The sequence below is a fragment of the Halobellus sp. genome (assembly GCF_042218505.1).
In the GTDB taxonomy this organism is placed as follows: Archaea; Halobacteriota; Halobacteria; order Halobacteriales; family Haloferacaceae; genus Haloquadratum.
The window spans coordinates 15,822-36,644 of record NZ_JBDGQZ010000026.1; the positions used below are offsets into that span (position 1 = coordinate 15,822).

General features: G+C 62.1%; 19 protein-coding genes. 9 read left to right on the forward strand and 10 right to left on the reverse strand.

What is annotated here, in order from left to right; translation table 11 throughout:
• The first annotated feature begins 134 nt into the window (after positions 1 to 134).
• Both trxA and ABEI27_RS08350 read left to right on the forward strand, forming a co-directional pair.
• Positions 135 to 413, forward strand: coding sequence for a thioredoxin (trxA, locus tag ABEI27_RS08345; protein ID WP_375798947.1), 279 nt, complete (start codon positions 135 to 137; stop codon positions 411 to 413).
• A 129-nt stretch (positions 414 to 542) separates the two neighbouring features.
• Positions 543 to 692 carry a 50S ribosomal protein L40e gene (locus tag ABEI27_RS08350; protein WP_089765006.1) on the forward strand — a complete coding sequence of 50 codons (150 nt, stop codon included), beginning with the start codon at positions 543 to 545 and terminating at the stop codon, positions 690 to 692.
• Between the two features lie 41 nt (positions 693 to 733).
• Here the strand turns inward: ABEI27_RS08350 and ABEI27_RS08355 are convergent, their stop codons facing one another.
• Positions 734 to 2,563, reverse strand: a complete 1,830-nt coding sequence (locus ABEI27_RS08355) for a ribosome biogenesis/translation initiation ATPase RLI (RefSeq protein WP_375798948.1) — start codon at positions 2,561 to 2,563, stop codon at positions 734 to 736.
• Between the two features lie 3 nt (positions 2,564 to 2,566).
• A complete protein-coding gene (locus ABEI27_RS08360; RefSeq protein WP_375798949.1) occupies positions 2,567 to 2,881 on the reverse strand; it encodes a hypothetical protein in 315 nt (104 codons plus the stop codon).
• 215 nt (positions 2,882 to 3,096) lie between these two features.
• Between ABEI27_RS08360 and ABEI27_RS08365 the strand changes: the two genes are divergently transcribed.
• On the forward strand, positions 3,097 to 3,687 hold the full coding sequence (locus ABEI27_RS08365; RefSeq protein ID WP_375798950.1) for a 50S ribosomal protein L15e: 591 nt from the start codon (positions 3,097 to 3,099) through the stop codon (positions 3,685 to 3,687).
• A 325-nt stretch (positions 3,688 to 4,012) separates the two neighbouring features.
• Here the strand turns inward: ABEI27_RS08365 and ABEI27_RS08370 are convergent, their stop codons facing one another.
• From ABEI27_RS08370 to ABEI27_RS08390, 5 genes are all read right to left on the reverse strand, one after another.
• Entirely contained in the window at positions 4,013 to 4,402 is a 390-nt protein-coding gene (locus tag ABEI27_RS08370) for a rhodanese-like domain-containing protein (protein WP_375798951.1), read from the reverse strand.
• A gap of 80 nt (positions 4,403 to 4,482) precedes the next feature.
• Positions 4,483 to 5,148: a hypothetical protein gene (locus ABEI27_RS08375; RefSeq protein ID WP_375798952.1), complete on the reverse strand. Its 666-nt coding sequence runs from the start codon at positions 5,146 to 5,148 to the stop codon at positions 4,483 to 4,485.
• Positions 5,149 to 5,225: 77 nt separating this feature from the next.
• A complete protein-coding gene (locus tag ABEI27_RS08380) occupies positions 5,226 to 5,819 on the reverse strand; it encodes a DsrE/DsrF/DrsH-like family protein (protein WP_375798953.1) in 594 nt (197 codons plus the stop codon).
• Between the two features lies 1 nt (position 5,820).
• Positions 5,821 to 6,204 carry a DsrE family protein gene (locus ABEI27_RS08385; protein WP_089764990.1) on the reverse strand — a complete coding sequence of 128 codons (384 nt, stop codon included), beginning with the start codon at positions 6,202 to 6,204 and terminating at the stop codon, positions 5,821 to 5,823.
• 3 nt (positions 6,205 to 6,207) lie between these two features.
• Positions 6,208 to 6,453, reverse strand: coding sequence for a sulfurtransferase TusA family protein (locus ABEI27_RS08390; RefSeq protein WP_375798954.1), 246 nt, complete (start codon positions 6,451 to 6,453; stop codon positions 6,208 to 6,210).
• 279 nt (positions 6,454 to 6,732) lie between these two features.
• Between ABEI27_RS08390 and ABEI27_RS08395 the strand changes: the two genes are divergently transcribed.
• From ABEI27_RS08395 to ABEI27_RS08405, 3 genes are all read left to right on the forward strand, one after another.
• A complete protein-coding gene (locus ABEI27_RS08395; protein ID WP_375798955.1) occupies positions 6,733 to 7,926 on the forward strand; it encodes an MBL fold metallo-hydrolase in 1,194 nt (397 codons plus the stop codon).
• An 8-nt stretch (positions 7,927 to 7,934) separates the two neighbouring features.
• Positions 7,935 to 8,492, forward strand: a complete 558-nt coding sequence (locus ABEI27_RS08400; protein ID WP_375798956.1) for a YeeE/YedE family protein — start codon at positions 7,935 to 7,937, stop codon at positions 8,490 to 8,492.
• A 71-nt stretch (positions 8,493 to 8,563) separates the two neighbouring features.
• Entirely contained in the window at positions 8,564 to 8,968 is a 405-nt protein-coding gene (locus ABEI27_RS08405) for a YeeE/YedE family protein (protein ID WP_375799087.1), read from the forward strand.
• Between the two features lie 365 nt (positions 8,969 to 9,333).
• Here the strand turns inward: ABEI27_RS08405 and ABEI27_RS08410 are convergent, their stop codons facing one another.
• Complete coding sequence (locus ABEI27_RS08410) at positions 9,334 to 9,990, reverse strand: potassium channel family protein (protein WP_375798957.1); 657 nt, start codon at positions 9,988 to 9,990, stop codon at positions 9,334 to 9,336.
• 74 nt (positions 9,991 to 10,064) lie between these two features.
• Between ABEI27_RS08410 and ABEI27_RS08415 the strand changes: the two genes are divergently transcribed.
• Positions 10,065 to 10,436: a hypothetical protein gene (locus ABEI27_RS08415; protein ID WP_375798958.1), complete on the forward strand. Its 372-nt coding sequence runs from the start codon at positions 10,065 to 10,067 to the stop codon at positions 10,434 to 10,436.
• Between the two features lie 515 nt (positions 10,437 to 10,951).
• Here the strand turns inward: ABEI27_RS08415 and ABEI27_RS08420 are convergent.
• Positions 10,952 to 16,366 carry a PAS domain S-box protein gene (locus ABEI27_RS08420; RefSeq protein WP_375798959.1) on the reverse strand — a complete coding sequence of 1,805 codons (5,415 nt, stop codon included), beginning with the start codon at positions 16,364 to 16,366 and terminating at the stop codon, positions 10,952 to 10,954.
• A 274-nt stretch (positions 16,367 to 16,640) separates the two neighbouring features.
• The gene (locus ABEI27_RS08425; RefSeq protein ID WP_375798960.1) at positions 16,641 to 17,471 is read right to left on the reverse strand and encodes a hypothetical protein; all 831 of its coding nucleotides are present in this window, start codon (positions 17,469 to 17,471) and stop codon (positions 16,641 to 16,643) included.
• Between the two features lie 452 nt (positions 17,472 to 17,923).
• On the opposite strand from ABEI27_RS08425, the gene ABEI27_RS08430 reads away from it, so the two are divergent.
• Entirely contained in the window at positions 17,924 to 20,386 is a 2,463-nt protein-coding gene (locus tag ABEI27_RS08430) for a histidine kinase N-terminal 7TM domain-containing protein (protein ID WP_375798961.1), read from the forward strand.
• Between the two features lie 17 nt (positions 20,387 to 20,403).
• Positions 20,404 to 20,808 (forward strand): CBS domain-containing protein, encoded by a 405-nt coding sequence (locus ABEI27_RS08435; RefSeq protein ID WP_375798962.1) that lies wholly within the window; start codon positions 20,404 to 20,406, stop codon positions 20,806 to 20,808.
• The last annotated feature ends 15 nt before the right edge of the window (positions 20,809 to 20,823 follow it).

The window sequence follows — 20,823 nt, forward strand, 5'->3', positions numbered from 1 at the left end:
CTGAGGGCTCGCCCGTCTAAACGTTTCGGATCAGCGGTCCTGCGGGTGCCCCCTCGCGGGTCGCTCGGGTTCCGGGTGGATTTGAGCCTGTGGAAACGCTTATGCGACCACCCGCGCTACGTCGCCACGGAACGATGACCGTCCGAGTACTCGACTTCTACGCCGACTGGTGCGGCCCGTGCAAGAAACAGGATCCGATTCTGGAGGAACTCGAATCGGAGTACGACGACGTCGACTTCGAGAAGATCGACGTCGACGAGGAGCAGGACCTCGCGAACCAGTATCAGGTTCGCTCGCTCCCGACTGTCGTCGTCGAGCGCGAGGGCGAGATCGTCGATCGCTTCGTCGGCTTCACCGGACGCGAAGACATCGAAGCCGCACTACAGCAGGCCGCGCAGCCGGCAGGGGCCTGACCGCGCCCAACCCGGTCGACGGTAGCAGTTCTCCCGTTCGCTCTGCTCGACGGGACTCGCCGTCTCGCTTCGCTGCAGGCGGTCTCGTGTCTCGCAAGCGTTATACTGCCGCGCCCGGTAGCGGGGCGTATGCCGAAGAACGAGGCCGCTGTCAAACGGATGCTCGAGAAACAGATCTGTATGCGCTGTAACGCCCGCAACCCCCAGCGCGCTGAGCAGTGCCGCAAGTGCGGCTACAAGAATCTTCGGCCCAAGTCGAAGGAACGCCGCGCAGCGTAAGCCGGTCGCGTCTCTCGTTTTTATTCGATACGTTACGGTTGTCAGGGCGCGTAGTAGTATTCGCCCTGCCGCTTCTGCTTCCGGTCCAGTTGCGACCCCGGCTTGTTGATCCGCGGGCGCTGGGTCCGCTCGTCGCGCCGGAACGTGATGTCGAGATCCGCGAGGAAGTCGTTCATTCCGGCACGCATCTCCTGTGGTGCCGTGGCGTGACCGTACTCGGAGGGTTCGCCGTCGAACACCATCAGCCGGTCGGCGAGCAGGTCGATCATATAGATGTCGTGGTCGATCACCAGCACCGTCTCGTCGTTGTTCTCGGCGTACCGCCGGATCGCTGTCGTCGCCCGAACGCGCTGCTCGACGTCGAGGTGCGCCGACGGCTCGTCCATCACGTAGAGGTCGGCATCCTCGGAGAGACACGCCGCGATAGCGACGCGCTGTCGCTCCCCGCCGGAGAGGTCGTCGAGGTTCCGCTCCATAATCCGGTTCAGTTGCAGCGGGTTCGCGACCTCGGTCTTCCAGTAGGAGGTCCCGAAGTCGTCGGTGATCGACGAGAGGAACGCGTCGACGCGCATCGGCTGGTCGATCTCGATGTACTGCGGCTTGTACGCGATGTCGAGCCGGAAGTCGAGTTCACCCGCGTCGGGTTCGAGCGCGCCCGTGAACAACTTCGCGAGCGTCGACTTCCCGATCCCGTTGGGCCCGACGACGCCCAGCACCTCGGACTCGTAAATCGTTCCGGCGTCGACATCGAGGGCGAACTCGCCCGCGCCGTATGACTTCTGCAGTTCGGGGTACTCGATCAGCGGCGTCGACTTCGAGGTCTCCCGGGGTGCGTGCTCGTGGAACTCGATCTCGCCCGGGCGGATTCGCATATTCTCGTTGGAAAGATACCCCGTGAGGTACTCGTTGATGCCGTTTCTGACCGACTTGGGGTCGGTGATGACACCGAACGCGCCGGGCTCACCGTAGGCGACGTGCAGCGAATCGGCCAGGAGATCCAAGATCGCCAGGTCGTGTTCGACCGCCAGCACCGCCCGGTCTTCCTCCTCGGCGAGCTCGCGGATCAACCGCGCCGCGGTGACGCGCTGGCCGATGTCCAGGTACGGCGAAACCTCGTCGAGGAAGTAGAAGTCGCGGTCGCGAGCGAGCGTGGCCGCGAGTGCGACTCGTTGGAGTTCCCCGCCGGAGAGGGTATCCAGCGGCTGATCGACGACCGGGCGGATGCCGAGGCGATCGATGTAGTTATCGAGCGCGCCGCGCTCGTCGGTCGATTCGAGCAGTTGGATGGTGGTGCCGTCGAACTGGTTCGGGATCTGGTCGACGTACTGCGGTTTGCGCGCGATGGTGACGTCGTCAGCCTGGACGCGCTCGATGTACGTCTGCAGTTCGGTCCCGCGGAAGCGGTCGAGCGCGGCCTCCCAGGAGGGCTCCTCGTCGTAGACGCCGAGGTTGGGGATCATCTCGCCCGCGAGCGCGCGGACAGCGGTCGTCTTCCCGATTCCGTTCGGGCCGAGGATGCCGGTGACTTTCCCGGACTCCGGAACCGGGAGACCGTAGAGCGCGAACGAGTTCTCCCCGTATCGGTGAACCGGTTCCTCCTCGAGTTCGGTCGGGAGGTTGATGATCTCGATGGCGTCGAAGGGGCACTTTTCGACGCAGATCCCGCAGGTCTCGCCGAGGCAGATCTCCTCGGAGATCCGGATCTGTTCGGGCTCACCGTCGAACGGTTCGTCCGATTCGTAGTACTCCTCGCGAGTGGTGATACACTCTTGACCCGTGCGGTTCGGCGGGCAGTAGTTCGCGCACTCGTAGTTGCAGCGATCGGGTTGACACCGGTCGAGGTCGACGACCGCGATGCTGTCGTCAGCCATCGGTTACAGCGCGACGCCTTCTGTCAGGATGATGCCGAAGGTGATGAACCACAGCGCGAGCGTCATAAACGCCACGTAGAGGTAATCTTTCGCGCCGAAGTCCGAGACGTCGATTCCGACGACGCGCAGGATGGGAAGTTGGAGGACGACGAACCCTGCAGCGATCATCAGCGTCTGTCGGCTCGTCGCCGCGGCAGCATCGGCTCCGACGATGCTTCCCGACGCCACGGCGGCGGCGACGCCCGCGAGACAGGCGAGCGTGGTGACTGTGATACCCCGGATGTGATCCGAGAGCCCGCTCTGCGTTTCCGTAGCCATACCTAGCTCTCCGACACCCGGCATCAAAAACCGTTCGTTCCCACACCGCCGATTTCTGGGCATCGTGACTCGTCTTCGAAGTCATTAAGAACGCCACGGCGATACTCACAGCAACTCGCTGGTCGAACGGGACGCCAGTGGGCACCCGAGGAATCGGGACGAAATGTGGGCCGGCGTCGACCGTCGCCCGAATCGCAAGCGCCCGTGGTGAACCTATGGCACGAAGCTTCTACTCACACATCAAGGACGCGTGGAAGCAGCCCGGCGACGGCAAACTCGCCGAGTTGCAGTGGCAACGAAAGCAGGAGTGGCGCGACGAGGGCGCTATCGTCCGCATCGACCGACCGACGCGCCTCGACAAGGCCCGCGAACTCGGCTACAAGGCCAAGCAGGGTATCGTCGTGACTCGCGTCTCCGTCCGCAAGGGTAACGCCCGCAAGCAACGGTTCAAGGCGGGTCGCCGCAGCAAGCGACAGGGCGTCAACCGCGTCGGTCGCCGCAAGAGCATCCAGCGCATCGCCGAAGAGCGCGCCGCGCGCAAGTATCCGAACCTTCGGACGCTCGCCTCCTACTGGGTCGGCGAAGACGGCTCCCAGAAGTGGCACGAAGTGATTCACGTCGATCCGGAACACCCTGCGATCGAAACCGACGACGACCTCAACTGGATCTGCAGCGACGATCACAAGGGCCGCGCCTTCCGCGGCCTGACGAACGCCGGCCGCTCGAACCGCGGCCTCCAGAACCGCGGTAAGGGCGCCGAACACACCCGCCCGAGCATCGGCTCGGACCGTCGGCGCGGCAAGTAACGCCGCGACGGCACCGCGACTCCCTATTCTGGGTTTTTCACCCTGATCAGCGATGCCCCTGTGCGTTTCACCGGGACCCACAATCGACGTTCGGCTCACTCCCCGTTCGTGAGAACGACCCTCATACTTTTTGCACGCAATTAGCCACCGGTGAAATGTGACAATCGAAACCGACGGTGAGAGCCAGTGTCCGAAATGCCGTTCCGAGGACATCCAGGCCGAAGACGGCGGCCTCCACGTGTGTGAGAACTGCGGGCTTCGCTGGCAGGCCTGAGGCCGGTCGAACGGTAATGATCGTCTGCGTCGCGTAGCGGCCGCTCCGCAGTCAGAACGGGGCCTCGGGGCCTTCCTGGCTCGCACCACGGCCGTCGGCTCCGCGTCGACTGTCCTCGGTCGGGCCGCTCCAGGCCTCGAAGCCGCCGCGGAGGCTCACGACGTCGGCGTCGAGGTGACGGTCGAGCACGGTTGCCACCCGCTTGGAACTCTTGCCGATGTAGCAGGAGACGACGACCTCGTCAGCGTCAGCCCACGGCGCATCGAGTGCGTTCGTCGACAGTCGGGTAGGCGGGACGTTCACCGCGCCCTCGATGTGGCCGGCGGCGTAGGAAGAGGGGTCCCTGATGTCGACAACCGAGAGCGACGGATCGACGGCCGGCGACTCGGCTACGTCCGACAGTCGGGTGCGCAACTCCGCGGGCGTGATCTCGTCCACCAACGTCTACTCGTGGGTCTGCAACGCGGAAACGCGCTTCGATTCCGGGTGTCCTGGCGGCACGGTCACCTCGGACGCGCAGTTCACTCTCGGGGGTCGTGGTCGGGGCCGGGATAGGTCCCACCGACGACCTCCTGATAGAGGCTCTCGGGGGCGAAGAGGCTCGCAAAGGCCTGCGGGTGACGAGCGCTTATGGAGAGCTGACTGCCGAGCGTCGCGCCCGCCTGTGCCGAGCGAAGCTCCTCGTCGAACGACAGCAGATGCATCGCGCCGCCGCGGTAGGCGCTTGCGAGCGCCGGGTGATCGCCCGGCGGTTGCGCCACGGACTGACGCCACGCCGCGACGCGCTCGCGCCAGTCCGCCGCCAGGCGGCCGTCCGCGACGGAGCCGATGACGGCCTCGGCGTCGTCGAGGAGCGGATCGCTCGCAAGCAACACTGTCCAGGTGTGTGCTCGGAGTTCGTCGAGCGCCGCGCGGGCGTCGCCGTCCACGAGGAGGTCCGCGGCGAGAACGTCGGCGTCGGCGACAACGCGAGCGGGCGACGACTCCGCCGGCGATGATACTGACGGCCCGGAACCGGCGGCCGTCTCGTCTGGATCGGCCTCGTGGGCGTCGTTTTCATCTGCGCCGTCGCTATCGGAACTCCTCTCTCCCTCGTCCGCCCGCACCGCCCGGAGCGCCGCTGTAATCGCGGCCTCGTCGGCGTCGACACCGGCCGCACGATCGAAGAGCGCACGCCAGGATTCCATACGTGTACCTCCGGCGTCGGTCACAAGAAGGGTATCGATCGCCGGAACGCAACTTCCGTCGGCGAAAGGATGCGTGATCAGACGAGCAACTGAATGTCGGCGTCGGCCATATCCTGAACAGCCGTCGCTGCACCGACGCCGGTCGTGACACCGTCGTAAAAGTCATTCTCGTCGTAATCCATCAGGTCGATCGTCATCTGACACGCCTGGAACTCGACGCCCATATCCAGCGAGGTCTCGATGAGTTCCTCGATGGTCGCGGTGTCGTTGTCGTCGATCCGCTTTTCCATCATCGAGGTGGTCACGCGGTCCATCCCCGGAAGCGCGCCGAGGACGTTCGGGACCGGCATATTGGGGTTGCCGACCGAACTGAGTTTGAGGTCTTTCGAGCGTTCCTCGTGGAGGATGTCGAGCCCCCAGAACGTGTGGAAGACCGTCACGTCGTAGCCGAACGCAGCGGCCGTGCTGGCGAGGATGAGCGGCGGATACGCCATATCGAGCGTCCCCTTCGTCGCGACGATGGACATCTTCTTCTCCCCATCGTCGGTGTCGACCGCCGCGAGTTGCGATTCCAGTTCCTCGACGCGCGCGGCCAACGCCGCACGCGACGGGGCCTCCTCGACGCCCTCCGGGGCGGACTCCGCGTCGGTGTCGGGTGTCTCTGTGCTCATTTTAGAAGCTGAACACCTGATCGGCGTCGTCGACGGCTTCGAGGAAGGTCGCCGCGCCGGCGAACTTCGTCGTCACGTCGTCGTCGATGGCGTCCTGCTCCCACGCCAGCATATCCAGCGTGGTCGTACAGGCGACCGTGGTGACGGCCTCACCGCCCTCGGCGACGAACGCGTCGAGCAGGTCGTAGGGATTCGGCATCCCCTCGTCGAGGAGCGCCTGAATCTCTGAGACGTCCTTCTCGCCCTCGAGAAGGTGTGTGAGCCCGTCGAACGTGAAGTAGACGAGTACCTCCATCTCCGACGCCAGCGCCGTGTGCCCGAGGTTCATCGCCATTGCGAGGCTCTTCGGACTGTCGCTGTCGACGATGATTCCGATCTTCTCCATCGGTCACACCGTCTTGCGCACGTAGTGCTTGTACACGTCGTCGCCCTCAAATTGGTCGAGCAACTCCACACCGTTAGTTCCGGAGGCCCACCCATCGAGGTCGCTCACACTCCCGGGGTCGGTCGCCAGCACCTCAACTACGTCGCCTGCTTCGAGTTCGTCGACGGCGGACTTCGTCTTGATTACCGGCATCGGACACGAGGCACCTTTCACGTCGAGCGTCTCCGCGATGTCGAAATTCACACTCATAGTTCTCTGATCCGTGTTACGTATTGGATCTAGCGTACAATATTGATGGGTCAGTAAAAAGGGTATCGGTTCTTGTGATCTGGCCAAATTACTGCTTGGCCGCGACTGTCCACCGCGCTCACACGGACACGCACAAAATCATAATACGGTTCGAAATGCCGAATTGTCGCGCAATCACCCCGTTCTCGTCAGAATACCGAACTCGGTAGTATTGTATAAATTTAGAAATTTTATCCAAACGCTTTTGTGCACACACCCGGTACCGAGGAATGTACGATAATGAACGCAGAGGACTTTCCTGCGCCGGACGCTGACGTCGAAACCACCACGCCGGACGCGCTGAAGGACCGCCTCGATTCGGGCGAGGATGTCACTCTCCTCGACACCAGAATGCAGTCCGACTACGATGAGTGGCACATCGATGGCGAGAACGTCACCTCGATCAACGTCCCCTACTTCCACTTCCTCGACGAGGCGATCGCCGCCGACGTGCTCGATTCGATTCCGTCCGACGAGCACGTCACGGTCCTGTGTGCCAAGGGCGGCGCCAGCGAATACGTCGCGGGCACCCTCGTCGAACGCGGCTACGACGTGGACCACCTCGAAGACGGGATGAACGGCTGGGCGAGCATCTACGACCGTGAGACGGTCTCCCGCTACGACGGCGCGGGCACCCTTTATCAGTACCAACGCCCCTCGTCGGGTTGTCTCGGCTACCTGCTCGTCAGCGACGGCGAGGCCGCGATTGTCGACCCGCTTCGCGCGTTCACGGATCGCTACCTCGCTGATGCGATCGACCTCGGGGCCGACCTCGTCTACGCACTCGACACCCACATCCACGCGGACCACATCTCGGGGGTCCGTGAGCTTGACGACGAGGGCGTCGAAGGCGTGATCCCCGGGGCGTCCGTCGACCGTGGCGTCACGTACGCCGACGAACTGACGAACGCCGAAGCCGGCGACGTCTTCACCGTCGGTGCCGCCGAGATCGAGACCGTGTACACCCCCGGACACACCACCGGGATGACCTCGTATCTGCTCGATGGCAGTCTACTGACGACCGGCGACGGCCTCTTCATCGAGAGCGTCGCCCGGCCCGACCTCGAAGAAGGCGACGAAGGCGCACCCGATGCCGCGAGACTGCTCCACGAGACACTGCAGGAGCGCGTGCTTTCGCTTCCCGACGACACGCTCGTCGGCGGCGCGCACTTCAGCGACGCGGCGGTGGCCGCCGATGACGGGACCTACACGGCCACGATCGGCGAGTTGCAGGACGGGATGGACGCGCTCTCGATGGATACAGACGACTTCGTCGAACTGATCCTCGCCGATATGCCGCCCCGGCCGGCGAACCACGAGGAGATCATCGCGACGAACCTCGGGCAACGCGCTGTCGACGACGACGAGGCGTTCTCGATGGAACTGGGGCCGAACAACTGCGCGGCGAGCCAGGAATCGCTCGCGGGTGACTGAGTCGGCGTATGGTCGCTGACCCAGTAGCGCTACAGATCGTCGCCGAACTGTTCCCGAACGGGATCAGCCGCTACGCCGTCGGGGGACTCCTCGTCGGCCTGGGCGCGGTCGTCATCTACGTCGGGACGGGTATCGCCGCCGGTGCGAGCACGTTTCTCGAGTCCACGCTATCGTACGCCTCCGAGCAGTCGCGGTTCCAGCAGTACGTCGAGTCGCGGAACTGGCGAGTCGTGTTCACGCTGGGAATCGTCCTCGGAGCGTTCGGGTTCGCCGCGACGGTCCAGTCGGGGCTCGCCACGACGTCGCTGTACGAGTCCGGCGCGACCGGGAGCCTCTATGAGGTCGCCGGCCTGACGCTCTGGACCACGTCGGTACAGCCCTGGCGGCTGTTCTTGGGTGGCATCCTCGTCGGAATCGGCACCCGGATCGGCAAGGGTTGCACGTCGGGCCACGGCGTCTGTGGCGTCGGATCGGCCTCGAAGACCTCCCTGGTGGGGGTAGCGACGTTCCTGCTGGTCGCCATTGTGACCGCGCAGGTCGTCGCCGCGCTGGGGGTAAGCCCGTGAGCGACGAGCAGCGAGCGTCTCAGCCTGACGACCAGGAACGCACTCGACTCGCGAGCGACGGTGGTCGGCACCTGCTGTTTATACCACTGATCCTCGTCGGCGGCCTGATCTTCGGGTTCGGCCTCGGCTTCAGCCATATGGCGCGGCCGGAGGTCGTGCTGGACTTCCTCCAGTTCGACGACCTGGGGCTGCCGTTCGTGATGTTCGGCGCAGCGATCGTCACGGGCATCGCCTTCGCGGTGCTGCCGCGAATCCGCGATAGCGCGCCCCTGACCGGCGACCGCTACGAGCGTCGGCTGAAGCCGTTCGACCGAAACGTCCTGGTCGGCGGAGCGATCTTCGGCGTCGGCTGGGGTCTCTCCGGGATCTGTCCCGGCGCGGCCTACGCCAGCCTCGGCACCGGTAACATCACGATCCTGTGGGCGCTCGCCGGGATGTTCCTCGGCGCGTACCTGCAGGGTGTGGTCCGAAGTTAACCAGCGCATCCGGGCCTTTTTATTCGCTGTTCCACATTGAGTCATTGACAAAATCGCCTGACTGAGTCGGGCCTTTTTACTGAAAGTATGCTCTCTGTCTGACGCGGTTTTATATCCGACAGGAGTGATCACCTGTTCGGGCGCGCACAGACGGCCTCGACCGAGACGAACGGCGTCTCCGGTCCTGCGGCGGGACGCACTACCGCGACCGCCGCCGTCGTTCCCATCCTCCCACCGCGCGCCCGGCACACGGACGTTGCACCCCGGTTCACCGGCGTCGTCGCCCCCCCGCGACGACGCACGCGGTCCTCAGCGCGTGGTTACTTCTACGCCCTACGACGGGCGACGGTACCGACGTTACACCGCTATTCGCCTAACAGCGCCGCGCGCGTCTGTTCGAGTCCGTCGTCGTCGACCACCAGCGCCAGTCGGTCGCCCGCCTCGACGATGGTCCCTGGAAGGGGAATCGTCAGTTCGTCGCGGGGTCCCCCGTGTGCGTAGATTCGCCCGAAATTCCCGAGATCGATATTGTTGACTTTCTTCCCGACGACCGGCGCGTCTTCGGGGATCGTTACCGCCGTGAGTCGGAGTTCCTCGGTCAGTTCGCCGAGCGCGTTGAAACTCCCGCCGAGTAGCGCGGTCTTTGCGCCCGCCGCGCCCAGCCGTTCGGGGTAGATGACCTCGTCGACGTCCTCCTCGTATCGCTCGTAGATCTCTTCTCGGTAGTCCTCGCTGATCCGCATCGCGACCCGGCAACCGAACTGCTTACCGACCATACAGGCGGCGAAGTTGGTGTTCGGATCGCCCGTGAGTCCGCCAAGCGCGGCCGCGTTCTCGACGCCGGCGCGTCTCAGCACCGACTCGCTGCTTCCGTCGCCCTCGACGACCTCGAAGCCCGCCTCGCGGGCGCGATCGGCTTTGTCAGGATCGTTTTCGACCACGGTGACCGCGCGTCCCTCCTCGTGGAGAATCCGGGCCGTGCGTGCGCCCACTCGGCCGTACCCGACGATGATGAACGTCATATGGCAACGTAACACACTCCCCATACAAAAGCATAGACCCGTTCGGTCACGGAGTCAGTGACGTCGCGGCTGCGTTGTTCCTCGTCGCGGCCGCACTCCACTCGGCGATGGACGCCCTCGGCGGGGGACTGGAGTTGAAACCGTGGCTGGGTACGTCCGACCGAGCCGTCTACAGCCACTACCACCGCCAGTGGATCCGCCCTCGTCGATGGATCCGCTACGACGGCGCGCCGGAGGACCTGCTCGCGGCGGGGCTCTTCTCGCTCCCCGCGCTGTACGCGCTCGACGATGTCGCCCGCACAGCCGTCCTCGGCGCACTCGGCGTCTCCGCGGGGTACGTGCTGTTGCGCAAACCGATGGTCGAGGTCACCGAGGCTGTCGTCGACGCGCTGCCCGAGAAACACCTCGATCGGCTCCCCGCCCGATTCGTCGAGGATTTCCAGTAATCCCGCCCGAAACTGGCCGTCCAGTCACGTTCTCGGTTGAGTCCGTATCACCTGCCCGACGATAATAAAATAGGTACTGCTATGTCCAGAAGTATTTTGTATAGGGGATCATATGAATAGGTATGCCCAGAAAAACTGCTGTCTCTTCGGTACCATCGCACACCGAGTACACGCACGGTCGGTTTCGGTGTCGTCGCTGCGGGGCTGTGATCCCAACCGACGCCGTCGATGACGCCCTGTGTGTGGACTGTCAGCAGGCTACCTGAGGTGCGTCGGCCGTCGCCCGATGCCGCTCGGCCGTCATCTGGCCGGCCCGTGCTATCCCGTTCCGGCGGACGGTCGTCGGAAGCGGAGTACCTGGAGTCCTGATTCCGGCGTTACAGCGGCGTGATCGCGCCTCTCCGTCACCGAAACCAGTGGGCCGTCGCCATCGCGGTGCCACGGGAACGCCCGTCGCAGTGGGTGAGGCCGCTTTGGCGTCGGTGGCGCATCACGTTCTCGACGCACACGTCCCCTCAGTCTGCTTTGCCCGCTCTCACCAGTGTGCCTCGATCATCTGTGGCCGGCAGACGCAGACGCACTTCTGTCCCGTCGGGCGTCGAATCGACCGACACGTCACCTCCGCTCCGGATGACGATCATCCGAACCATCCACAGGCCGAGACCCTGCCCGTGGTTGAGCGGGCTCTCTTCGCCGGTTTCGAGCACGTCTGCCTCCATATCCGGCAACCCTGGCCCGTCGTCTCGCACGCTGATCTCGACCCATCCCTCGTCCAGGTGAGAGAGGGTGACTCCGACCGTTGCGTCCGCTCTCGCCTCAATCGAGTTCTTGATCAGTTCACGAATCGCAATAGCGATGGTTGCGGGAAGTTGCGTCTCTCCCCCGTCTGAGACGTCGGTCACGACTGTTGCCTCGGCGGATTGCTCGCGAACCGCAGCCACGGCGTTGTGAATCAACTCCTCGGACTCCGCTCTATCCAACGTTTCGCTCTGGGACTGGAGCACCTGCCGAATCTCCTGCATCTTCTCGATCATCGACTCCCACTTCTCGATGATTCCGATGACAGTTTCGAGGTGTTCAGTCCGCTTGTCCGGATCCGGCTCATCGCACATCACCTCCGTCCACCCGCGGACCTTCGTCAGGTCGTTCCGCATATTGTGACGCATCACCCGCTGCATCACCTCCAGGTGTCGCCGGTGCTGCTGTTGCGTCGTGATGTCACGGCCCTCCGCGACGATCAGGGAGATGTCGCCGTCCTCGTCGGTCACGGGTTTCAGCGAGAAGTCGATCGTCGCCAGGCCCTCTGCGCCGCGCACCTCCGTTTCGTAGCGGACGAACTCGCCGTTCGCGGCCCGGTCCATAGCGTTCCGAAGGTCGTCTTCGACCTCCTCGGAGACAGCCCACCAGGGCGCTTCCGAAAGCGGCTCTCCGACGACCGCATCCCGCTCGACGCCGGTGAAATCGACTGTCGCGCGGTTGACTTCGAGGACCGTCCCGTCGGATTCCAGCAGCCCAGTGAACTGGAACGTCTGGTTGAAGATGCTCTCGAACCGCCGGGCGCGCTCTTTGTGTTCGGTCACGTCCCGGAGGTACAGCAACATCCCATCGATAGCGTCGTCGCCCAGCATATTCCGGCACTGACCACGGACGTTGCGCCACTCGCCGTCACCCGACTTGAGGCGACACTCGGCCTGGAGGTCGGCGTCGGGGTCCTCCATCCCGGTGAAGAACGTCTCCATCGCTTTCTCGCGGCTGTCGGGGTGGATGTAGTCGAAGAGGTTCTCACCGACGAGGTCGTCGGGTTCGTATCCGAGGACGCGGCTGGCCGATCCGCTGGCGTAGGTGATCGTTCCGTCGTCGTCGACGACCGTTATCACGTCGTTGGATTCTTCGACGAATCGCTCGGTCCGGCGCCGCTGGCGCCGCCGTTCGGTCATATCGCGAACGATCTTGGCGTACCCGCGAAACTCGCCGTTGTCGCCTTCGAGCGGGGCGTACCGAACGTCCGCGTAGAACGTCGACCCGTCAGCCCGGATGCGCCATCCCTCGTTGGCGCTCTCGCCGGCGAGACGCGCCTGCTGAAGCACCCGTTCGGGGACTCCCGACTCCCGGTCCGCCTCCGTGTGGAACGTGCTCATCGGCATTCCGATCGCTGTGTCGGCGTCGTAGCCGAACAAGTTCTCTGCGCTCTCGTTCCACGTCTGCACCGTTCCATCTTCGTCGACGATGAGGAAAGCGTATTCGTCAACGCTCTCTGTCAACAGACGGAATCGCTCGCGTTCCTCGAACAGCTCCCGTTCGCGGCGTGCTTCGTCGGTAACGTCCTGCGCCAGCACCAGCCCCTGCGTGTCGTCAGACTCCCCGTCTTCGGGATCGACCGGGACGACGTGCATCCGGATCGTCATCCCGCCGAGTTCGATGCGGCGGTCCGTGCGCTCGCCGTCCAATGCCGCTCGAAACTGGGACCGAAGTTCGTCGGCGTTGTCGACGCCGACAAGTACCTCGTCAATTCTCGTGCCGATGGCCTCCGCTGGATCGATGCCGAGATCCGATAACAGCTCGCCCGCTGCCAGCGTGTATTCGAGGTCAGTATTGAAGATCCCGACAGCACCGTTCGGGATGTTCTCCGCCAGGCTACGGTATCGTCGTTCGCTCGCTCGGAGTGAGTCCTCCCTGTCGAGGCTGTCTAACACGGCCGCGAGGTTCTTCGTCACGACCTCGACGAGTTGGCGCTCGATGTCACCCAACCGACTGGGGTCTGTCACTCCCACCACGACCGCGCCGTGATCACCGACAGGGAAGTACCCACTCGCGGTGATATTTCCGCGGTCGATGCCGTCGTCGATTTCCGTACAGTCGTCGTAGTGAATGACTTCGCCGGCCTCGACGGCGTCCCACAGCGGCGACAGTCCCCGCTTGATCCGTGCGGGCGGCCTGGCGGTGCTCGCTCCGTGCGCGTCCGTCCGGACAAGTTCGTCCTCTGCGCGCAAATAGACGGCCGACTGATCGAACCCGAACTCCGTCGCAATCGTTTCAGCCACCTTCGCTGTCGCATCCTGGGCGTCGTCCGTCTGCAGGAGTTCCCGCGTCGTCCCGAGGAGCGCTCGCAGGCGCTCTTCTCTGCGCTTCTCCTCGGTCACGTCCTGCTGGATTCCGACATAGTTCGTGAGCGTCCCCGACTCGTCGTAGACGGGTGTCACAGAGAGCCGGTTCCAGAACTGCTCGCCGTCCTTGCGGTAGTTTCGCAACTCGACGGTCGTCGTCTCCTCGGCAGCAATCGCCTCCCGCAGGTCGTCGAGCGCCGACTGATCTCTGTCGTCGGCCTGGAGGAACCGACAGTTCTGCCCGACGGCCTCCTCGCGCGTGTATCCCGTCTGCTTGACGAATCCGTCGTTGACGTAAACCAGCGGATTGTCCGCTCGATTCGGGTCGCTGATCGTGATCCCGACGTCGGCTTCGTTCATCGCCCGCTCTTTCACTGCGAGTTCCCGTTCTCGCTCCCAGCGCTCTGTGACGTCCTGCTGGATACCGATGAAATTCTGCACTACGCCGTTCTCGTCTGTGACTGGCGTGATAGACAGCCGAGTCCAGTACGGCGTCCCGTCCTTCCGGTAGTTTCGGAGTTCGAGCGCAACCGGTTCTTCGTTTCTGATCGCCGATCGAAGTTCTTCGACCTTCTCGGGGTCGGTGTCTTCACCCTGCAGGAAGCGCGGATTACGACCGATCGCCTCCTCGGAAGCGTATCCGGTCAGCCGCTCGAACCCGTTGTTGACGTAAACAAGCGGATTCCCCTGCTGGTTCGGGTCGGTGATCTGGATACCGACGGTCGCCTCGTTCATCGCTCGCTCCTTCAGTTCGAGTTCGCGTTCCCGGGCCTGCCGCTCGGTTTCATCGCGGACGGTACAGACGAGTCGGCCGTCCCCAACGATAGTCAACGAGAGTTCGGCGGGGAACGTCGATCCGTCCGGACGCGACCCGGTCACCATCCCGCGCCAGTGTCCCTCTGATTCGAGCGCCGGGAACGCTTCTGCTTCCAGCCGTTCGACTTCCGCGTCGTCGTACAGTTCTCGCCAGGAACTACCCAGCAACTGCGCTCTGTCGTCGAACCCGTACATATCGACGTGAGACTGATCGACGTACGTGTACTCGTCCCCGTCGAGAATCGCAATGCCGTCGGCCGCCTCTTCGATGGCTCGCTGGAACGACTCCAGTTGTCGTTGTCGTTCCTCTCGGTCGGTGATGTCTCTGAGGACGCCGGCGGTTCCGCGGAACGCATCGTCACCGATCAGCGCGAGTCGGTTCTCGACGATCGTTCGCGACTCGCCGGCGGTTTCGAGTTCGAACTCCGCCGTTATCGACTGCTCGTCCGTGCCGAGCAGGTCCTCGATCTGCTCTCGAATCCGCTCTATGTCGGCTTCACTCATCCCGACCGACGGACGCTTGCCGATGATCTCCGTTCCGTAGCCGAACTCGCGCCGCGCGGCCTCGTTGACGTACGTGAACCGCCCCTCGGGATCCAGCGCGTACACCGGATCGCCGACCGCTTCGAGAATCGTCTCGTATCGCTCCAGTTCCTGGAACCGCCGGCGACGTTCGATCTCGCTTCCGACCCACTGAGCCACGAGCTTCACGAACTCTTTCTCTTCTGCGTTGAACGCCGTCGACCGTGGACGTCCCATCGAGAAGTTCACCGTCCCATACGTCTCCTCATCGACGATGACTGGCGCCGCGATGTACGCACTCACACTATCCGACGCCGGGTGGCTCTCGTGTTCGGTGTCCGCGACGTCGGCGAACGCGAGCGGCTCGGCTCCATCATTCGCGAGCGTCGCCTGGCACATCGTCTCTCCGAGATCGTACACAGCACCCGGCTCGTGCATTCCGGTCGCATCGACCACGGCCTCGACTTCGTAGTCGTCACCGTCGATTGACGAGAGGATGCCCGTGTCGAGGCTGAAGTGATCACATCCGAGCGCGAGCAGCTTCTCGATGGTCCCATCGAACTCCTCGGAGTTGACCGTGAGTTCGTTCAGACGGCGAAGCGCGGTGACCGCATCGGCAGTCCGGTCCACCGTCTCGTCCCTCTCGGGCCGGTCGTCCGGCGACGTCGGACGCGCGTTTGCCGTCGTGCGGATGTAGGTTGCCCCGTCTCCGTCGATCCGCTCGCTCGTGAGTTCGACCGGGAGGTCCGTCTCGTCGGCACATCGGAGCGTCGTCGTACGTGGCTCCGACGCCCCATCGACGGCGTATTTTAGATGTTCTCCCACGGCCTCGCCGCACACCTCGGCGAAGCCGTTCGTCAGGAGGGTCTCCCGGCTGTGACCGGTCAACTCGACTGCGGCGCGGTTGACCGCCACCAGCGTCCCGTTGGTGTCACTGACGAACGTGGCGTCGTCCGAGTGGTCGAACACGGCGTCGAGTGCGTTGCAATCGATGGCTGCCGACTGCTGCTGATCGATCCGCCCCAGGGCTGTTTCGAGGCTTGCCGCGATTCCTTCGACGGCGGCGACCGCATCGTCTTCGACTTCGCCCGCGTCCCCCACACGGAGGCGGAGTAGGCGGTCGTGGCCCACGAGGGCGAACATTTCGGACTGAGACGATCCCTCTGAATCGGCCTCGACTACCGCTTCGGGAGTACCGTCACTCGGCTGCTCGGCCTCGCGTTCACCGAACCGCTCGATCACTGACGCTGGTATCCGGCCCGGGGCGCCGTCAGTTCGGGTCGCGTCCGACGTGGATGCAGCGAGACACGTGGTCGTCCCGGTGTGTGAGTCGTACTCGTAGATACTCGCCGTTGGCTGATCGAACACCGTCTCAGCCAACTCGACTACGCGAGTGATCGCTGTCTCAACCGTGTCCGCTCGGTTGAGATCGGCCGACAGGGTAACCAGTTGCCCCGTCGACCCGTGAGTGGAGTCAGCGTTAGTCATAATTACATATCTCGCTCGGGATAATTGAAGCATTCGGCTACCCACATCCTCTTGATATGTCCTCGTTTTCCCGCGACAACGCCGACCTCGAGCTACTCACTCCCCAGCGCAGCAGGGGCGGTTCGTCGGTCTCACTTCTCGTGGGCCCAGCCCAACACGTGCCCCAGTTCGGCGCGTTGTCGGGGTCAGATGGAGTTCTCCACCGGGGTTCGGAACGGCGTTCGTGTGAGTAACGTGATCTGTGTGTGTGTCCGAGCGGTGAGGCGCTGACTCGTCACCACGACGACGGGATACCGGCTACAAGGCCGGACCGGGGACGGGCGACATCAGCTGGATGTACCCGCTGTTCCCACGTCGCGAGGGTGGGTTCGGTCTCGTCGAGTGAGCGGCCGAACATCGCCGCCCACCGCTCGTTGAAAATGACGTCGTCGGTCTCCATATCCCAGTCCCGGACCCCGAGTTCTGTCCCCTCGATGGCTAGACCGAGCCGCTCTTTGAGATCACGGAGACCTTCCTCCCGGCGTATGCGGTCGGTGATGTCGCGGTTCGCACAGGTCAGTCCGCCGTCGTCCAGAGTCGACAGCGTGACCTCCTGGTGGACGTCGTCCACAGACCCGGATCCGGTGTCGTCGATCCGAGCGAGGGCGTTGTCGAGACTCGCTGCGATTCCGTCGGCAGCGTGGATCCCTGTTTCGCCGATCTCACCCGGTTCCAGGACGCCGATATGTAGCATCCGATCACGACCGACAGAAGCGAGAACCTCTGCCTGAAACGGCCCCTGCAGATCAGTGTCGAACGTCGCCTTGGGTAGCTCATCGGATGAGACTCCCTGTTCACATTGCCCGAGTCGCTTGACGACCGAATCTGGAATCTGGGCTGAATCGCTATTCGCGCGAGTTGAAGCCGTGCTAGCCGATCCGATAGTAGTGACTGTCCCGTTCATTGCGTCATACTCGTAGATGCCCACCTGTGCCCGACCGAACACCAGTTCCGCCAACGAGGTTGCACGCGCGACAGCAGTCTCGATCGTTTCAGCCCCGCTGAGTTGCGCCGAGAGGGCGGGCAAACGCCCCGTTGGCTTGTGGGGCGAGTGTGCGCTAACCATACGAAACTAAGATTCTGTAGCTTATGTAAAGATTATTTCCTGTTACTTATACGATAGTTTGGACCGCTGAATAACTATGGCGTTGGCCGAATCGTGTCACTCTTCGTGTGATATGCAGGTTCGCTTTCGGACGTTTACTTCTGTGGAGAATCGATCCGAATCCTCACCCCAATATATTGATATGATAACGGTGATGAGGCCTGTTATTCTGTGATCTTCGCGGGGACCGGTGATGCACTTATGACTTTCCTATCGGGTTCCGTACCTGAATTGAATCCGCCGGTGCCTGACGGTTGATTCTCCGAAGTGGAGCCCACGAAGGACTTCTATGATAGGGTGCGACACTGGTGGCTGTGGGTGCGCGATTCGCACAAAGCGATTATCAAAATTGATTTTGGGTCGGCAAGTATTAACGGACCCAGCGACGAAATGACCTAAACGGGTGGTTCAGGATGGAAACACACGGGTTTCTTATTTATATCCTTCCGATACTTATCAGCGTTCTATCATCAGCTCTTCTGAGTATTATCGCCTGGCGACACCGCGAGTACCAGTATGCCCGGTCGTTGATCGTGCTGTTGCTTGCGGTCACGTGGTGGTCGTTGACGTACGTCGTTGGACTCAGCACGACGATACCTGCGCTGAAACGTTTTGCTTATAGCCTGACATATCCTGCAGTTGGCCTCGTCTCCATCGCGTGGTTCGTTTTCGCCGCTCAGTACACCGGGAGACTACGAACCCCCACCAAACGGGAGTTCGCCGCACTGGCAGTTGTGCCCATTTTGACGGCTGTGGCTGGTTTCACGAACCAGTATCACGGACTGTTGTGGTCCTCGGTCGATATCGTGTCGCGAGGGCAACTTGAGATTATGCAGACCTCTCCCGGCGCCCTGTTCTGGATTCACACGCTGCAATCGTATGCACTGATAGGACTGGGGACCGCAGTTATCGTCCTAACGACACTGCTGTCTGACGAGGCATATCGATCAGAAGCATTTGCGTTGGTACTGGCTGCCACCTTTCCGCTCATCGTGAACATCCTGTATCTCACGGGAGTCATACCCACGGTGGATCTGACGCCGGCGGCTTTCTCCCTGAGCGGGACTTTGCTGATCGCTGCGACCTTTCGCGACCAGTTCCTTCAGACGCTACCACTGGCCCGCGAGGTCGCGCGTGACGAGTTGATCAGACAGATGTCAAGTCCCGTCATCGTGACCGACAAGCGGTCACGAGTTATGGACGTCAATCCGGCAGCAGAATCTCTGACGGACGCAACAGTCGACATTGTCGGCACTCACATCGAGACAGTGTTCCCCGATATTTCAGACGCTGTGGACACAGGAAACGAGTCGAGTCAACGGACGGACGTAATACAGACGAACGGGGAGGCAGAACGATACTACGAAGTGGAGAAACTCCCCCTCCACCGTGACGGCGGAGCAGTAAGGGGGTATTTGTTACGACTGTACGACGTGACAGAATTAAAAGACAAACAGAACGAACTTCTTGAGGAACGGCAGTTCATCGAACAGACGCTCGACGCATTAGATGACCTGTTCTACGTGGTCGATGTGGATGGAAACGTGACTCGGTGGAACGAGCAGTTCATCAACATCACCGATTACAGTGAATCGGAACTGGAAGAAATAGACGCTCTCGAATTCTTCCCAGAGAAAGATCAAAAGACGATCGCCGACGCCATCGAGACGGCATTTGCGGACGGAGAAGTCACCGTCGAGGCTGACTTGCGTACCGCCCACGGCCAGCATATTCCACACGAGTTTACTGGAGCACGCCTAGAAGATGAAGACGGAAGGACGACTGGCCTCGTCGGCATCGGGCGTGACATTTCGGAGCGGAAAGCACGTGAACGGCGCCTCAGGACGTTCAGAGAAGCCGTCGAGAATGCTGGTCGTATGATATACTGGATGGACAGCGACGGCACCGTCGAGTACGTCAATCCAGCCTTCGAGGCGCAGACGAACTGTGATGCATCCAAACTCATTGGCGAACAGACGTTCCCGCTGGCGGACAGAGCGCAATCGGGGACATTGACTGATGAGATACTGGACACACTAACCCACGGAGAGACGTGGCAAGCGGAGTTTATGATCGGTCAAAACAATGGCGAGCGTCGGACGATCGATCAAACGCTAAAACCAGTTTACAACAATGGGGAAATCGAACGATTCATCGGAGTCGCTGGAGACATCACGGAAAAAAAGAGACAAAAGCAGCAAATCTCTGTCTTGCAACGGATTCTGCGGCACGACCTCAGAAACAACCTGAACGTGATTCTCCTCTCAGTCCAATTAGCGAAGCAGGAAGCCGCAAACGGGCCCGTCCGGCAGCATCTTGACGGTGCCGAGAAGACGATAACTGAAACGCTGTCGCTGAGTCAGGACATCAAGCAGTTCGAACAGGCCTTCGAGTCTGGAGAGGTCGACAACAGGGTGGTCGATATTGTTGAAATCACACGGGAACAGCTGGCAACACTGCGCGCCGAGCGAACAGACGTTGCGTTCTCAGTTGAACTCCCCGGAACCGCTCTTGTCGAGACCAACGACCTGATCAAACGGGCGATCAGGAACGTGCTTAGAAACGCGGTGGAGCACAACGACTCAGACACACCAACGGTCACGGTCGCTCTGCGTTCCCGGCCCGAAAAGGGTGAAGTCGAACTCCGGATCACAGACAACGGTCCTGGCATTCCAGACGAGACAGTTGAAGTCCTGAACGCCGAACAGGAAAGCCAGTTGGATCATCTGAGCGGGTTCGGACTCTGGGCGGCACAATGGGCGTTGACGTTTTCGGGTGGCCGTCTTGAGTTTGCGAAAAACGAACCCAGAGGCACTGTAGCGAAACTCGTGTTACCTATCGCTCAGGCGACTGATCATCATCGAAAAAAGTACTAATGCTCGTCAAACATATTATGACCGGGAACTTCGAGACGATTCCCCGCGATCAGACGCTGGATCTGGCGGTTGAGTTGATGCTCAGTAATAAAGTCGACCACATCCTTGTCATTGAGGACGGGACGCCAGCAGCGATGTTAACCCGGCGTAAGGCGCTGATCGCGTGTTATAAAACCGATGCATCGCTGAGCGATATTCCAATATCCGGGTTCTCACGCGGACTCGAAACCAAAGTCGGTCCCAACGAGACCGCCCTCATCGCTGTCGGGAAACTCCGGCGAGCGAAAGTGAATTGTCTTCCCGTGGTCAACGGTATGTCCATCGAAGGAGTCGTGACAAAAGATGACATTATTGAAAATCTATCGAACATAACGAGCGATATGATAGAAGAAGACGAAAGGAAAGACGAGTGGACGGCTTAACGGCTTACAGGAATC

What these genes read in the sequence shown, in the direction of transcription:
- ABEI27_RS08355 (WP_375798948.1), bottom strand. Translation starts at nt 2,563, where the DNA reads ATGGCTGACGACAGCATCGCGGTCGTCGACCTCGACCGGTGTCAACCC.
- ABEI27_RS08390 (WP_375798954.1), bottom strand. Translation starts at nt 6,453, where the DNA reads ATGAGTGTGAATTTCGACATCGCGGAGACGCTCGACGTGAAAGGTGCC.
- trxA (WP_375798947.1), top strand. Translation starts at nt 135, where the DNA reads ATGACCGTCCGAGTACTCGACTTCTACGCCGACTGGTGCGGCCCGTGC.
- ABEI27_RS08435 (WP_375798962.1), top strand. Translation starts at nt 20,404, where the DNA reads ATGACCGGGAACTTCGAGACGATTCCCCGCGATCAGACGCTGGATCTG.
- ABEI27_RS08385 (WP_089764990.1), bottom strand. Translation starts at nt 6,204, where the DNA reads ATGGAGAAGATCGGAATCATCGTCGACAGCGACAGTCCGAAGAGCCTC.
- ABEI27_RS08400 (WP_375798956.1), top strand. Translation starts at nt 7,935, where the DNA reads ATGGTCGCTGACCCAGTAGCGCTACAGATCGTCGCCGAACTGTTCCCG.
- ABEI27_RS08425 (WP_375798960.1), bottom strand. Translation starts at nt 17,471, where the DNA reads ATGGTTAGCGCACACTCGCCCCACAAGCCAACGGGGCGTTTGCCCGCC.
- ABEI27_RS08360 (WP_375798949.1), bottom strand. Translation starts at nt 2,881, where the DNA reads ATGGCTACGGAAACGCAGAGCGGGCTCTCGGATCACATCCGGGGTATC.
- ABEI27_RS08420 (WP_375798959.1), bottom strand. Translation starts at nt 16,366, where the DNA reads ATGACTAACGCTGACTCCACTCACGGGTCGACGGGGCAACTGGTTACC.
- ABEI27_RS08395 (WP_375798955.1), top strand. Translation starts at nt 6,733, where the DNA reads ATGAACGCAGAGGACTTTCCTGCGCCGGACGCTGACGTCGAAACCACC.
- ABEI27_RS08350 (WP_089765006.1), top strand. Translation starts at nt 543, where the DNA reads ATGCCGAAGAACGAGGCCGCTGTCAAACGGATGCTCGAGAAACAGATC.
- ABEI27_RS08410 (WP_375798957.1), bottom strand. Translation starts at nt 9,990, where the DNA reads ATGACGTTCATCATCGTCGGGTACGGCCGAGTGGGCGCACGCACGGCC.
- ABEI27_RS08430 (WP_375798961.1), top strand. Translation starts at nt 17,924, where the DNA reads ATGGAAACACACGGGTTTCTTATTTATATCCTTCCGATACTTATCAGC.
- ABEI27_RS08380 (WP_375798953.1), bottom strand. Translation starts at nt 5,819, where the DNA reads ATGAGCACAGAGACACCCGACACCGACGCGGAGTCCGCCCCGGAGGGC.
- ABEI27_RS08365 (WP_375798950.1), top strand. Translation starts at nt 3,097, where the DNA reads ATGGCACGAAGCTTCTACTCACACATCAAGGACGCGTGGAAGCAGCCC.
- ABEI27_RS08375 (WP_375798952.1), bottom strand. Translation starts at nt 5,148, where the DNA reads ATGGAATCCTGGCGTGCGCTCTTCGATCGTGCGGCCGGTGTCGACGCC.